General features: G+C 71.9%; 13 protein-coding genes. 5 read left to right on the top strand and 8 right to left on the bottom strand.

Going from position 1 to position 13605, the window contains the following annotated elements:
• Positions 1-2: 2 nt before the first annotated feature.
• Both EV382_RS26150 and EV382_RS26145 read right to left on the bottom strand, forming a co-directional pair.
• Positions 3-644, bottom strand: coding sequence for a response regulator (locus EV382_RS26150; RefSeq protein ID WP_130406113.1), 642 nt, complete (start codon positions 642-644; stop codon positions 3-5).
• Entirely contained in the window at positions 641-1792 is a 1152-nt protein-coding gene (locus tag EV382_RS26145; protein ID WP_130406111.1) for a sensor histidine kinase, read from the bottom strand. The genes EV382_RS26150 and EV382_RS26145 overlap by 4 nt, the downstream gene beginning before the upstream one ends.
• A 170-nt stretch (positions 1793-1962) precedes the next feature.
• On the opposite strand from EV382_RS26145, the gene EV382_RS26140 reads away from it, so the two are divergent.
• Complete coding sequence (locus EV382_RS26140) at positions 1963-2601, top strand: DedA family protein (protein ID WP_425271937.1); 639 nt, start codon at positions 1963-1965, stop codon at positions 2599-2601.
• Positions 2602-2603: 2 nt separating this feature from the next.
• Here the strand turns inward: EV382_RS26140 and EV382_RS26135 are convergent, their stop codons facing one another.
• Positions 2604-3245 carry a TetR/AcrR family transcriptional regulator gene (locus EV382_RS26135; protein ID WP_130406109.1) on the bottom strand — a complete coding sequence of 214 codons (642 nt, stop codon included), beginning with the start codon at positions 3243-3245 and terminating at the stop codon, positions 2604-2606.
• Between the two features lie 68 nt (positions 3246-3313).
• On the opposite strand from EV382_RS26135, the gene EV382_RS26130 reads away from it, so the two are divergent.
• The 3 genes from EV382_RS26130 (at position 3314) to EV382_RS26115 (ending at position 6790) form a co-directional block, all read left to right on the top strand.
• The gene (locus tag EV382_RS26130; protein ID WP_130406107.1) at positions 3314-3766 is read left to right on the top strand and encodes an SCP2 sterol-binding domain-containing protein; all 453 of its coding nucleotides are present in this window, start codon (positions 3314-3316) and stop codon (positions 3764-3766) included.
• A 1-nt stretch (position 3767) separates the two neighbouring features.
• The gene (locus EV382_RS26125) at positions 3768-4982 is read left to right on the top strand and encodes an acyl-CoA dehydrogenase family protein (RefSeq protein ID WP_130406105.1); all 1215 of its coding nucleotides are present in this window, start codon (positions 3768-3770) and stop codon (positions 4980-4982) included.
• Between the two features lie 245 nt (positions 4983-5227).
• On the top strand, positions 5228-6790 hold the full coding sequence (locus EV382_RS26115; protein WP_130409203.1) for an AMP-binding protein: 1563 nt from the start codon (positions 5228-5230) through the stop codon (positions 6788-6790).
• A gap of 7 nt (positions 6791-6797) precedes the next feature.
• On the opposite strand, the gene EV382_RS26110 is transcribed toward EV382_RS26115, so the two are convergent.
• The 5 genes from EV382_RS26110 to EV382_RS26085 all read right to left on the bottom strand — a co-directional run bounded on the left by EV382_RS26110 (position 6798) and on the right by EV382_RS26085 (position 11957).
• Entirely contained in the window at positions 6798-7619 is an 822-nt protein-coding gene (locus tag EV382_RS26110) for a hypothetical protein (protein WP_130406103.1), read from the bottom strand.
• A complete protein-coding gene (locus tag EV382_RS26105; RefSeq protein WP_130406101.1) occupies positions 7612-8133 on the bottom strand; it encodes a SigE family RNA polymerase sigma factor in 522 nt (173 codons plus the stop codon). The genes EV382_RS26110 and EV382_RS26105 overlap by 8 nt, the downstream gene beginning before the upstream one ends.
• A 59-nt stretch (positions 8134-8192) precedes the next feature.
• A complete protein-coding gene (gene purD / locus EV382_RS26100; RefSeq protein ID WP_130406099.1) occupies positions 8193-9443 on the bottom strand; it encodes a phosphoribosylamine--glycine ligase in 1251 nt (416 codons plus the stop codon).
• 106 nt (positions 9444-9549) lie between these two features.
• A complete protein-coding gene (locus tag EV382_RS26095) occupies positions 9550-10608 on the bottom strand; it encodes a type IV toxin-antitoxin system AbiEi family antitoxin domain-containing protein (RefSeq protein WP_244236816.1) in 1059 nt (352 codons plus the stop codon).
• A gap of 59 nt (positions 10609-10667) precedes the next feature.
• Entirely contained in the window at positions 10668-11957 is a 1290-nt protein-coding gene (locus EV382_RS26085) for an adenylosuccinate synthase (protein WP_130406097.1), read from the bottom strand.
• Between the two features lie 124 nt (positions 11958-12081).
• On the opposite strand from EV382_RS26085, the gene EV382_RS26080 reads away from it, so the two are divergent.
• Complete coding sequence (locus EV382_RS26080) at positions 12082-13155, top strand: diacylglycerol kinase family protein (protein ID WP_130406095.1); 1074 nt, start codon at positions 12082-12084, stop codon at positions 13153-13155.
• Positions 13156-13605 lie beyond the last annotated feature (450 nt).

Below are 13605 nucleotides of genomic sequence, written 5' to 3'. Positions count from 1 at the left end.
CGTCACAGCAGGTCGGCGTCGTGCACGATGATCGCCACCTGCACCCGGTTGCCCGCCTGGAGCTTCGCCAACGCCCGGCTGACGTGCGCCTTCACGGTGGCCTCGCTCATCGTCAACCGCCGGGCGATCTCCGCGTTGCCGTGCCCGCGCGCCACCTCCCGGACGATCGCCAACTCCCGCTCGGTCAACGGTGCGAGCCGCGCCCGAGCCGCATCTCGGCGGGCCGGACCCCGCTCGGCGAACGAGCTGATCAGACGCCGGGTGACCGTCGGGGCGAGCATCGCGTTCCCGGCGGCCACCGTGCGGACGGCCGCCGCCAACTCGCGGGGCGGGGTGTCCTTGAGCAGGAAGCCGACAGCGCCGGCCCGCAGCGCCCGGTGCACATAGTCGTCCAGGTCGAAGGTGGTCAACATGATCACCTTGGGTCCGGCGGCGACCACGTCGGGCGCGACGGTCAGCCCGTCGACTCCCGGCATCCGCACGTCGAGCAGGACCACGTCGGGGCGTAACCGCTGGGCCTGTTCCAGCGCGCCGGCGCCGTCCGCCGCCTCACCCACCACCGTGATGTCCTCGGTCGCCTCCAGGATCAACCGCAGCCCGGCGCGGACCAGTTGCTCATCGTCGACCACCACCACCCGGATCACGCCGCACCCGCCACCGGGATCAGGGCCCGCACCAGGAAGCCACCGTCCACGGGCGTCGCCTCCAGCCGGCCGCCGAGCACCTCCACCCGCTCGCGCAGCCCGAGCAGCCCCTGCCCGGCACCGGGCAGGGGCTGGCCGCCTCCGGATGGGCCGTTGCGGACCACCACCTCCAGCCCGTCGGACAGGTAGCGCAGGCAGACCGTCGTCTCGGCGTCGCCCGCATGCTTGCGCACGTTGGTCAGCGCCTCCCGGACCACCCGGTACGCCGTACGCCCCACCGTCGCCGGTAGGGCCGACGGAACACCCTCGTCCCGCCGGCACACCCGCAGCCCGGCGGCACGGGACTCCCCGATCAGCTCGTCCAGCGCGTCGAGCCCTCGCTCCGGCACCACCGCCGGACCGGCCTGTCGCAGCACGCCCAGCACCTCGCGCAGGTCGGTGAGCGCCTGCCGGCCGGTGGTGCGGATCAACGCGGCGGCCTCAACGGTCGCCGGGTCGGCCGCGGTCACCTCCAGCGCCCCGGCGTGCACCACCATCAGCGAGACCCGGTGCGCGACCACGTCGTGCATCTCCCGGGCGATCCGGGTCCGCTCCTCGGCGCGAACCCGATCGGCACGGGCCGCCTGCTCGCGTTCCAGTCGCTCGGCCCGGTCCCGCAGGGCGGCAAGGGTGTCCCGGCGCGCCCGCACCCAGAGGCCGAAGACCAACGGAAGCCCGACCAGACAGGCGGCGAGAAGCAGCACGTTGCCGGTGGAGGCGGTGGTCATCCGGCGTACGCCACCCACCGCCAGCCCGACCAGCACCCCGCCGGCCAGCACCACTGCCGCGCCGGCGAGGAAGCCGGCGAGCCGCCGACCACGCAGCCGCAGGCCCGCCTGGTACGAGGCGACCACCCCGGCCGCCGCGGCGGCGAGCACCCACCAGCCGACCGCCGCTACCAGGAACAACGGCCAGCGGCGGGTCCGGAGCATGCCGGCGGTCCAACCGGAGAGCAGCGCGAGCACCAGTGGGACGGCAGCCGGGAGCGGCGAGCGGACCCCGATGTCACCGGTCGCGCTGGCCCAGACCGCTGCCCCGACCGTGACGGCGAGCAGCAGCGGGCCGTACCGCTGAACGACCCGCCGGAGGGCGACGGCGCTGGAGGCCACAGAGCGAGCCTAGGGCTCGGCCGACGGATCGGCCCACCGCGCGCCGCCGGACCCGGGTGAGGTGGGGGATGACCCCGACCCGCGCTCCGGGCCGGACGCTACCTAAGTAGTGCCGCCCACCTGACCACTGGCCGATGTCGGCAGCCACCGCCCCGACGAGCATCAGGATCATGGAACTGCTCGACCTGCTGCACGAGACGATGTCCTCGCCCTGGGTGTACCTGGCGATCTTCGCGATCGCGGTGCTCGACGGCTTCTTCCCCGTGGTGCCGAGCGAGACGGCAGTGATCACCGCCGGGGTGTTCGCGGCCTCCGGGGCGCCGTACCTGCCCGCGGTGATTCTGGTGGCCGCCGCCGGGGCGCTGGTCGGTGACCACATCTCGTACGCCATCGGACGCGGCGGCGGCACCCGACTGCTCGACCGGCTGCCGCCCGACGGTCGACGTCGGGCCGCCGCCGACTGGGCCCGCCGGGGGATCGCGACGCGCGGCGGCCTGATCCTCACCGTGGCCCGCTACGTTCCGGGCGGCCGCACCGCCGTCACCCTCACCATGGGCGCGGTGCGTTATCCCCGGCGACGGTTCCTCGCCTTCGACGCGCTGGCCGCCGGCTCCTGGGGGATCTACTCGGCGCTGGTCGGCTACCTCGGTGGGCTGGCCTTCGAGCAGGACCCGCTGCGGGGTCTCCTGCTCGGTCTGGGTCTCGCCCTGACGGTGACGGTGGTCGTCGAGGTGGTCCGCTGGCTCCGCGACCGCCGCCGGTCGACTCTGCCGACGGCCGAGCCGGTGGATCGGCTGCCGGTGGGGTGAGGTCAGTCGGCCGGCGGACGCCAGGTGACGCCGTGTAGGAGTTGGGCGGCACCGAGCCAGGCCACGTTCATCATCCGGGTGGCCGTCTTCTCCGGGTCGGCCTCCGGGTGGTCGGCCAGCCAGTCGGCCAGCGACTCGGACGCGCCGACCAGGGCGTACGCGACGACCTCCAGGTCGAGGGCGGCGATCTCGCGGCCCTCGGCGCGCAGCGCGTGGTCGAGCATTCCGGCAACCACCTCGACCAGCCGGGTCCGCATGGTGGCCAGCTCGCCGGCGAACGGCTGCTCGCCCCGGGCCTGCCGGTAGAGCACCGCCCAGCCGTCCCGGTGGGCGCCCACGAAGCCGAAGAACGCCTTCAACCCGCGCCAGAGCCGCTCGTCGGCCGGTAGGTCGGGGGCCGTCGCAGCCCCGGCGATGGCCTGCATCATCCGGGTGCCCTCCCGGTGCAGGCAGGCGACGAAGAGCTCCTCCTTGGTGCCGAGGTACGCGTAGACCATGGGCTTGGAGATGCCGGCGTCCTCCGCGATCTCGTCCATGCTGGCGGCGTGGAAGCCGCGCCGGGAGAAGACCTTCACGGCCGCGTCGAGCATCTGCTGCTCGCGGACGGCGCGGGGCAGTCGCTTGAAGGCGGGAACGGTGGACACCTTGCGAGCATACCTACTCGTGCGTAGGGTTACGCGCGAGTAGCCAAATCTTCCGGAAGGCGCACCTGATGACTGACTTCGACCCGGCCACCTTCGCCAACGTCGGCCCCAAGGAGTTCGCCCAGCTGGTCAAGTCCACCCCGGACGACAAGATCGCCCAGGTGATGTCCGGCGACCTGCGCGGCAAGATCCTGGCAGAGGTGTTCGGCCGGATGCCGTCGCTGTTCCGCGCGGACCGGGCCGGCTCCACCAACGCGGTCATCCACTGGGTCATCACCGGTCGCCCCGACGGCGGCAGCGACACCTACGAGGTGGTCATCGCCGACGGCACGTGCGTGGTGAACGAGACCCCGCAGCACGACCCGAAGCTGAGCCTCACCATGGGCCCGGTCGAGTTCCTGAAGATCGTCTCCGGTGGCGCCAACCCGGTGATGATGTTCATGACCGGCAAGTTGAAGGCGAAGGGCGACCTGGGCCTCGCCGCCAACATCGCCAACCTGTTCGACATCCCCAAGGCCTGACATGGCTGAGTTCTCGCTCGACCTGAACGAGGAACAGCGGGACCTCCGCGACTGGGTGCACGGCTTCGCCGCCGAGGTCGTGCGCCCGGCCGCCGCCGAGTGGGACGAGCGCGAGGACACCCCGTGGCCGGTGATCCAGGAAGCCGCCAAGGTCGGCCTCTACGGCTTCGAATTCCTCGCCACCTGCTGGGCCGACCCGACCGGGCTCTCCCTGCCGATCGCCAGCGAGGAACTCTTCTGGGGTGACGCCGGCATCGGCCTGAGCATCTTCGGCACCTCACTCGCCGTCGCCGCCATCTACGGCGCCGGCACCCCCGATCAGATGGTCGAATGGGTGCCGCAGTGCTTCGGCGACGTCGACTCGCCGGCCGTCGCCGCCTTCTGCACCACCGAACCGGAAGCCGGCTCCGACGTCGGCGCGATGCGCACCCGGGCCGTCTACGACGAGGCCACCGACGAATGGGTGCTCACCGGCCAGAAGGCGTACGCCACCAACGGCGGCATCGCCGGAGTGCACGTGGTCACCGCCTCCGTCGACCCCACGCTCGGCTCCCGTGGCCAGGCGGCGTTCGTCGTACCACCGGGCACCCCCGGCCTGGCCGCCACCCGCAAGCTGCGCAAACTCGGCCTCCGCGCGTCCCACACCGCCGACGTCTTCCTCGACGGGGTACGCGTACCCGGCCGCTGTCTGCTCGGCGGACGTGACGCCCTGCTGGAACGCCTCGACCGGGCCCGCTCCGGTCAGCGGGCCACCGGACAGGCCGCGATGCGCACCTTCGAACTGTCCCGACCCACGGTCGGCGCCCAGGCGCTCGGCGTTGCCCGGGCCGCCTACGAGTACGCGCTGGACTACGCCAGGGACCGCGTCCAGTTCGGACGTCCGATCATCGAGAACCAGGCGGTCGCGTTCACGCTGGCCGACATGCGGATGGAGATCGACGCGGCACGACTGCTGGTCTGGCGGGCCTCCTGGATGGGCCGCAACAACCGCCCGTTCACCGCCGGCGAGGGGTCGATGTCCAAGCTCAAGGCCGGCGAGGTGGCGGTGTCGGTCACCGAGAAGGCGGTGCAACTGCTCGGCGGGGCCGGCTTCCTGCGTGACCACCCGGTCGAGCGCTGGTACCGGGACGCCAAGATCTACACCATCTTCGAGGGCACCTCGGAAATCCAACGACTGGTGATCTCCCGGGCGATCTCCGGGATGCAGATCCGCTGACCGCCTTTGCGGTCCGGCCCGGCACCACGGTCCGGCCCGGCGCCACGGTCCGGCCCTGCGCCACGGCCCGACCCTCCGCCACGGGTCGGGCCGCGGCCGCATTCCACGATCTGTGCCGTCTTCGTCACCCCACGCCGCCGCCAACTGGGCCTCCAGCCGCGCCCAGTGCATGATCAAGGAAAGAAGCCCTGATGGACGGGTGGGCCACCGCCCCGTCCGCGCACCACCCCGAGGAGGTCTGCGGCATGGACCTGCCGTTCTTCGTTGCCACGCTGACCCGACGCGGGCTACTCGCCCCCGGCGGCCCGATCCGGGTCGCCGCGCAGCTCAACGCGTTGCGAACGTGGGGGTGGAGCCTGGCCGGCGAGCTACGCCAAGCAGCCGCCCGCGACCCGGGCCGCCCCGCCGTCATCGACGAGGACGGCGTCGAGCTGACCTACCACGACCTGCTCGACCGGGCCGAACGGATGGCCCGATCGATGCGGGCCGGCCTCGGCGTACAGGCCGGCGACCGGATCGGCGTGCTCTGCCGCAACCACCACGGGCTGATCGAGACGATCGTCGCCGCCACCCTGCTCGGCGTCGACGCGGTGCTGGTCAACACCGGGCTCAGCGCCGCCCAACTGGGCACCGTCGCCGACGAACAGCGGCTTCGGCTGCTGGTGCACGACGACGAGTTCGCCGAGCGGGTCCTCGGCCTCCCCGCCGACCTGCCCCGGCTCGACGAACGCGCCCGCGAGGAGTTGGTGGCCGGCGCGCTGCCAGGTGACCTGCACCCGCCCGAACGCGACGGCCGGATCATCGTGCTCACCTCCGGCACCACCGGCACGCCCAAGGGCGCTCGCCGGCCGACACCCAGCGGCTTCGGCCCCCTGGTGTCCATCACCGACCGCATCCCCCTGCACGCCCGGGACCGGGTGATGATCGCCGCGCCGATCTTCCACACCTGGGGATTCGCCGCCCTCCAGGTCTGCCTCGCCCTGCGAGCCACAATCGTGCTGCACCGCCGCTTCGACCCGAGCGCCACGCTCGCCGCCCTGACCACGCACCGCTGCGACGCCCTCTTCGCCGTACCGGTGATGGTGCAGCGGCTGCTGGAGGTGCCCCCGCCAGACCCGCGCCCCCCGCTCAAGGTCGTCGCCGTCAGCGGCTCCGCCCTACCCGGCGGGCTGGCACCGAAGTTCATGGACGTCTACGGAGACGTCCTCTACAACCTCTACGGGTCCACCGAGGTCTCCTGGGCCTCCATCGCCGGCCCGCAGGACCTGCGTCAGGCGCCCACCACCGCCGGTCGTCCACCGCACGGCACCCGACTTGAGCTGCTCGGCGACGACGGCCAGCCCGTACCGGACGGACGGGTCGGGCGGATCTTCGTCGGCAACGAGATGCTCTTCGAGGGCTACACCTCCGGTGCCAGCCGGGAAACCCACGACGGCCTGCTCGACACCGGCGACCTCGGCCGGCTCAACGCCGACGGACTGCTCTTCGTCGACGGTCGGGCCGACGACATGATCGTCTCCGGCGGCGAGAACGTCTTCCCGTCCGAGGTCGAGGACCTGCTCGCGCAACTGCCGCAGGTCCGCGAAGCCGCCGTGATCGGCGTCCCCGACCCCGAGTACGGCCAACGCCTGTCCGCGTTCCTCGCTCTGCACCCCGGCGAGACGCTCGACCCCGAGGCGGTACGCGAATACGTCCGGCGCTTCCTGGCCCGATTCAGCGTCCCCCGGGACGTGATCTTCGTGAAGTACCTGCCCCGCAACGCCACCGGCAAGGTGCTCGCCCGCGAACTGCGCCGCTACTACGGCTGACCGCCGTTCAGGGATAGAGGGTCAGGCCCGGCGCCCGCGCCAGCTCGACCAGCTCCTGCGAGGTCAACAGCGCCTCCCGGGCAGCCAGATCGGCTGAACCGGTGTCCCCGTAGAGAAGATTACCTACGGTGATGGTTACCGACGTGCCGTCAACCCGCATGAGCTGCACCCAGCGAAGCGTGCCCCCGGCCGGGTCCGTACTGGTGCTGAGCATCGCCACCCCGTCGTCGCCCAGCCCCCACACCTCGCAGTTGCGGCCGTCAGGCGCGTTCGCACAGTCCGCATTCGCGTCGGCCGGCGTGGGATACACGGTCACCCTCAGATGGCTGCGCCGCCCGTCGCGGCTGAGGGTCGCGATCGTCTCGTACTGCCGGTAAGGAGGTTCGTACGCGAACTGCGGCCGATCGCACTCGGGCACCGCCCCGGTCACTGTGAGGTTCGTGGGCACGGTGCCGGCCAGAGCCGCCCGCAGGGCTGCGGTCAGCCGAGGTACGCCCGCCTCCGAAGGCTCCGTCGGGCGCACGCGCACCGTGTCGTACGTCTGCGACGACGGCTCCGGTCCACTGACCAACGGGATCGGTGCCGCGCAGAGCAACGTGTCGCCTGACCCGGAGCTCATCGGCGGCAGCGCCATCCCGCCTGGTCCCGGCCCGGCGACCAGGGTCGGAACCGCGACGGCGGCGACGGCCGCAGCCATCCCGGCACCGGTCAACGTCCACGCCCGCTGTCGACGGCGCTGCCGGTCGACGGCGATCAACCCGTCCAGATCGATCCGGCTCGGCGGCGACCCCGCCACGGCTTCCCGGAAGTACTTCGTCAGCTCATCCATCGGTCCGTACCTCCTCGATTCGAGTCGGCACGTCAACGAGGCGACCGCGCAGCGCCTCGATCGCGCGAGCCGACTGGCTCTTCACGGTGCCGACGGTGCAGCCCAACTCGCGGGCGGTCTCCTCCACGGACAGGTCACAGAAGTAACGCAGCACCAGGACCGCCCGACGACGCGGAGGCAACTCGGCCAGCAGAGCGAGGATGGTCAGTCGGTCGGCGGCGCCGTCCGTGCCGCCTGCCGCAGCCGGCCCTTCCGGCACCTCGGCCCAGGCGGCCTCGCGTCGCCACGGCCGGCGCCGCTCGTCCAGCCAGACCCGCAACAGGGTCCGCCGGACGTACGCGTCCGGGCTGTCCATCGCGGACACCCGCGGCCAATGCCTGAGCAGCTTGACCAACGCCATCGACACCAGATCGTCAGCCGTGTGCCAGTCACCGCACAACAGGTACGCCGTGCGACGCAACGGCTCCAGCCGCGCGCCGACGTAGTCGCGGTAGCCCTCGACATCGACCGGCATCCGCCACCCCCTCGCCTCACGGAACAAACGGAGTCGAGGCGGGCGAGGGTTGCCCGGCATCAGCCCGGAATCGTGATGTGCCCCTCGATCGCGGCGGCGGCGATGTCGGTGCGGTGCTGCGAACCGGCCAACTCCACCCCGTTGACCAGCGCGTACGCGGAATCCCGCGCGGCGGCCAGGTCGGAGCCGGTGGCCGTACCGCAGAGGACCCGACCGCCGGCGGAGAGCAACGCGCCGTCGTCGGCCCGCCGGGCGGTGCCCGCGTGGATGATGCCCGGACCCTCCGCGCCGGTAATCACGTCGCCGGTGCGCGGCGCGGCCGGGTAACCCGCGGAGGCGAGCACCACCGTGACGGCGCTGCCGTCCCGCCACCGCAGCGGCGGGTGCTCGGCCAACGTGCCGGTGGCCGCCGCGTTCAGCAGCCCACCCAGCGGGGTCTCCAACAGCGCGAGCACCACCTGCGTCTCCGGATCACCGAAGCGCGCGTTGAACTCGATCACCCGAGGGCCGGCCGCCGTGATCGCAAGCCCGACGTAGAGCAGGCCGGCGAACGGGGTGCCCCGGCGACGCATCTCCGCGAGCGTCGGGTGGACCACATCGCGCATGACCTCGTCGACCAGGCCGGACGGGGCCCAGGGCAGTGGCGCGTACGCCCCCATGCCGCCGGTGTTCGGCCCGGTGTCACCGTCGCCGAGCCGCTTGAAGTCCTGTGCCGGCAACAACGGCAGCGCGGCCTCACCGTCGGTGACCACGAAGAGGCTCACCTCCGGGCCGTCGAGGAACTCCTCGACCACGACCCGTCCACACTCCCGGGCGTGCGCCAACGCGGCGGACCGGTCGTCGGTCACCACCACGCCCTTGCCGGCGGCGAGCCCGTCGTCCTTCACCACGTACGGCGCGCCGAACTCGTCCAGCGCCTGGGCGGTGCTCTGCTCGTCGGTGCAGACGTACGCCCGCGCGGTCGGCACGCCAGCGGCGGTCATCACGTCCTTGGCGAACGCCTTGGAGCCCTCCAACTGGGCGGCCGCGCCGGACGGACCGAACACGGCGATGCCCTTGGCGCGTACCGCGTCGGCGACCCCGGCGACCAGCGGCGCCTCAGGCCCGATCACCACCAGGTCAGCCGCCGTCTCCACGGCCAACGCCGCCACTGCGGCCGGATCTGTCGCGGTGACCGTCCGCAGCTCAGCCACGTTGGCGATCCCCGGATTACCCGGCGCCGCAATCAGGGCGGAGACCGCCGAGTCCGCCGCCAACCCGAGCGCGAGCGCATGCTCCCGCCCACCACCACCCACCAAAAGAACCCGCACAACCCGGCATCCTACTGTCCCCCCCAGACGCTCCCGTTGATCATGAGGTTGGCGGGTCGTTTGATGATCCATCCGCCCGCTAACCTCATGATCAACCGGCTCACGATCAACGGGCACGGAGGGCTGCGATCGCTTGCCGGACCGTGTGCGGGATGTAGGCCGGGTGGAGGGTGTCCTGCCAGGTGAAACGGAGAATGGTCCAGCCAGCGTTGACCAGGAGATTCTGGCGACGGCGGTCGGCGTAGGCGGCCTCCGGGGTGCCGTGCGCGTCTCGGCCGTCCGCTTCGGCGATCAGCCTCGGGCCGCGCCAACCCAGGTCGCCGACGCCCAGCAGATAGCCGTCGTCGTCGCGCACTTCCAGCTGCAAAGCGTCCGGCGGCACCCTGCCGTCCACACACCGGAGCCGGGTGCGCGTCTCCAGCGGCGACTGCGCCCGGCCATCCGCCTCAGCAAGGTAGCGGCGGGCTGCGACGGCACCTCGTCGACCCCGAATCAGCGCCGGAACGGTTGCTAGACACTCGGCCGTGAGTAGTCCTCGGTTGAGAGCCGAATCGAGCACCGAGACCGCTGCGTACCGGTGCTCCCGCAGAATGATTTCGGCGACAGTCAACCGTGGCTCGCTCGCCGCGATCCCGCTCACCTGCACCACCGTGCCCGGCTGGTGTTCGAGCTGGTGCAGCACGATCGCCGGATCCGACACCCGCGCCAGCTTCGCCGCCCTGCCCGGCAACGCCACATGAATCTCGTCGCGACGCGGCAGCCCGGCGATGCCGAGCAACTCAGCGGCGGTGCCGAACACCACATGAGCCCCCGGGCCCAGGGAGAGCACTGCGGCGCGAATGCGGCACCGCCGAGGAGGTGGCTCACCGCGCGAGCCGTCCGTCAGATAGACCGCTCGAGCAAGTGGCCGCCAACGGCCCACCGCCACCAGGTGATCGATGTCGTGCCGGCTGAAGCCGGCTGCCAGCGCCTGCGCCCGGGTGATCAGGTCATCCTGGGCGGCAGCAATCGAGCGAACAAGCCCTGCGCGATCCACAAAGCCCACGCTGACCGCTCTTCCACCCAACCACCACCCCTGTGGATAACCCTGTGGACAACAAATGCCCCATCTCGTGATCATGAGGTTGACGGGACCTTTGTAGATCAAATACTCCGTCAACCTCATGATCACCGAAGAGGGCGGGGCCGGAGGGGGCCGAAGAGGGGGAGGGCCTGGGGTGGGGTTTAGGGGAGGAGGGGGTGGAGGTGGACGTTTTCTTCTCGGCCTGGGCCTACGCCTACGACGCTCACTCGGGTGTTGCAGAGTTCTTCGATCCTCGCGATGTAGCGACGGGCGTTCTCCGGGAGGTCGTCGATGCTGCGGGCCTTGGTGATGTCCTCCGACCAGCCGTCGAGCTCCTCGAAGACGGGCTTGGCGTGGTGGAAGTCCGTCTGGCTCATCGGCATGTCGTCGACCCGGACGCCGTTGATCTCGTAGCCGACGCAGATCGGCACGGTGGGCAGGCCGGTGAGCACGTCCAGCTTGGTGATCACCAGGTCGGTGACACCGTTGAGGCGGCACGCGTACCGGGCGACGACCGCGTCGAACCACCCGCACCGGCGTTCCCGCCCGGTGGTGGTGCCGTACTCCGCACCGATCTTGCGCAGGTGGTCGCCGTTGGCGTCGAACAGCTCGGTCGGGAACGGCCCTGCGCCGACCCGGGTGGTGTACGCCTTGCTCACCGCGATGACCTTGTTGATCGCGGTGGGCGGGATGCCCGCGCCCACGCAGGCCCCACCGGCGGTCGGGTTGGACGAGGTCACGAACGGGTAGGTGCCGTGGTCCATGTCGAGCATGGTGGCCTGGGCACCCTCGAGCAGCACCGTCTCGCCCCGGTCCAGCGCGTCCCAGAGCATCGCCCGGGTCTCCGCGATGTACGGCTTGAGCCGCTCCGCGTACTCCAGGTACTCCTCGACGGTCGCCTCAAGGTCGATCGCCTTGCGGTTGTAGACCTTGAACAGGATCTGGTTCTTCTCGCGCAGCGCGAGTTCCAGCTTCTTCCGCAGGATGCCCGGGTCGAGCAGGTCCTGGAGGCGGATGCCGATCCGGGCGACCTTGTCCCCGTACGCCGGGCCGATGCCGCGGCCGGTGGTGCCGATCCGGGACGAGCCGAGGTAGCGCTCGATGACCCGGTCCAGCGCCCGGTGGTGCGGCATGATCAGGTGCGCGTCACCGGAGATCCGCAGCCGGGACACGTCGACGCCGCGCTCGGCCAGGCCGTCGATCTCGGCGAGCAGCACCTTCGGGTCGACCACCACACCGTTACCGATGATGATCATCGCGTCCGGTGAGAGCGCGCCGGACGGCATCAGGTGCAGCGCGTACTTCTGCCCGTCCGGGGTGATCACCGTGTGTCCGGCGTTGTTGCCGCCGGAGTAGCGCACGACGTAGTCGACCCGCTCACCCAGCAGGTCGGTAACCTTGCCCTTGCCCTCGTCGCCCCACTGAGCGCCGATGAGCACGATCGCTGGCATCTTTTCCGCCTCCAGAAGGCTCGGGTGCCAGGTGGCGACCGCTCGGCGAGCCCGGGGTGTCAGGTTAACAAGTAGTGACGGCGTGCCCGGCAGGGGTCGCGCCGAGAGGCAGGAGGCTCCTTCCGTGTACGACGTGGTGCTGCTCACCCTCGGTTCGGAGCGGGACGCTCCCGGGGGCTGTGGCAACGGCGGGGCCTGCTGCGGCGGGGCGACCGGGGCCGACACCGACCCGACGAGCCAGACGACCGCTGGTCAGGCCGACACCGACCTGACGAACACCGGCCACACGGACACCGGCCGGACCGACGTTGAGCAGTGCGCGACGGAACGGCCACGGGTGCCGGTGCTGGCCTGCGCCGATGCGCTGAACGCCCGGGGCGCTCGGGTGGAGACGGTCACCGCCCGCTCCGACGCGGAGATCGACGCGGTGTTGGCCCGGTTTGACGGCCCAGCCCGCCCGGACGGCCTCACCTGGCCGGACTCGGACAGCAAGACCCGGCTGGTCGTGGCCACGGCCAGCGACGGACAGTTGCGCGCCGTGCTGCGCCGGCTGGTCCGGCGGTACGCCCCGGCGCCGAGCCGCCGCCCGGCGGACCTGCCCGCCAACCGGACCCTGCCCGACCTGCCACCGGTGGCCGTACTCCCGCTTGATCCGGCCCGCGGTGGCACCCACCGGGACCTGGCCGCGCAGCTCGGGCTGCCCCGGGACCCGGCGGCGGTGGCCGCGGCGGTGCTGGACGGCAAGCCACGCCGGCTGGACCTGCTCCGCAACGACGGCGGCTCGGTGACCCTGGACGGCGCGCTTCTCGGCGCCGCTGACGACGCCGGTCGGCCGCTGCACTGGCGCGCCCGGGTGGAGGTCGACGACGCGATTCTCACCGACGGTGCGGAACCGCTGCTGGCCTGCGCGGTCGGCAACGCCGGCGGGTACGCGACGCTCGACGACGTGACGCTGCTGACCGCGCCGGACCCGGCGGACGGGAAGGTCGAGGTCGCGGTGGCCGTTCCGGTGGTCGTCCGCTCGGCGTGGGGGCGCAAGCGGGTACGCCTCGAAGTTCGGCGGGCCCGTGGCCGGGCGGTCTCGGTGCTGCCCCGGGAGGGCAAGGTGCCGTACCTCGACGATGGTGTCGAGGGCGAGCTGACCCGCAAGCGTTCGTGGTGGATCGAGCCGGGTGCGTGGGCGGTCTGGTCGATCTGACCCGGACCACGCCGACCGCCCGACCTGCCTGCGTCGATCGGCCCTGCCCGGCGAATGGGCCTATCCTCGCAGGAGGACTGGGGAGGGCCGTAATGGACGAGAACGCCGACCGGGCGCAGGTGCCCGGCCAGCAGCCGGTGCCGGAGCGGGACATCGAACCACCCTGGCCGCCAGATTCGGGCGACCGGGGCGCGGTGCCACCCTGGGCTGCGGTCTCCGAGCAACGGGGCGGGCCGTCCTCGGTCACGTCGCCCGTCACGCCACCGGTGGCCGCGCCTCCGATCGGACGACCGCCGGTCCCCGGCCAACCCGGCTCTGCGGCGCTGCCGCCGCCCTCTCCCTCGGACTACCCGTCACTCAGCGACGCGGTCCCCGCGCCTGGGGGGTGGGGGCCGAACGGCCCGTCCGGGTCGGGTTGGGCCCCGGCGCAGCCAAGTTGGCCGCCACCGA

It is taken from the genome of Micromonospora violae, from assembly GCF_004217135.1.
In the GTDB taxonomy this organism is placed as follows: Bacteria; Actinomycetota; Actinomycetes; order Mycobacteriales; family Micromonosporaceae; genus Micromonospora; species Micromonospora violae.
Note: the sequence above shows the minus strand (reverse complement) of the source record. Positions and strands in the feature narration are given on the sequence as shown.

Coding starts and splice junctions, on each gene's coding strand:
- EV382_RS26105 (WP_130406101.1), bottom strand. CDS start 8,133: ATGCCGGTCGATGTCGAGGGCTACCGCGACTACGTCGGCGCGCGGCTG.
- EV382_RS26140 (WP_425271937.1), top strand. CDS start 1,963: ATGGAACTGCTCGACCTGCTGCACGAGACGATGTCCTCGCCCTGGGTG.
- EV382_RS26085 (WP_130406097.1), bottom strand. CDS start 11,957: ATGCCAGCGATCGTGCTCATCGGCGCTCAGTGGGGCGACGAGGGCAAG.
- EV382_RS26095 (WP_244236816.1), bottom strand. CDS start 10,608: ATGAGGTTGACGGAGTATTTGATCTACAAAGGTCCCGTCAACCTCATG.
- EV382_RS26125 (WP_130406105.1), top strand. CDS start 3,768: ATGGCTGAGTTCTCGCTCGACCTGAACGAGGAACAGCGGGACCTCCGC.
- EV382_RS26130 (WP_130406107.1), top strand. CDS start 3,314: ATGACTGACTTCGACCCGGCCACCTTCGCCAACGTCGGCCCCAAGGAG.
- EV382_RS26110 (WP_130406103.1), bottom strand. CDS start 7,619: ATGGATGAGCTGACGAAGTACTTCCGGGAAGCCGTGGCGGGGTCGCCG.
- EV382_RS26115 (WP_130409203.1), top strand. CDS start 5,228: ATGGACCTGCCGTTCTTCGTTGCCACGCTGACCCGACGCGGGCTACTC.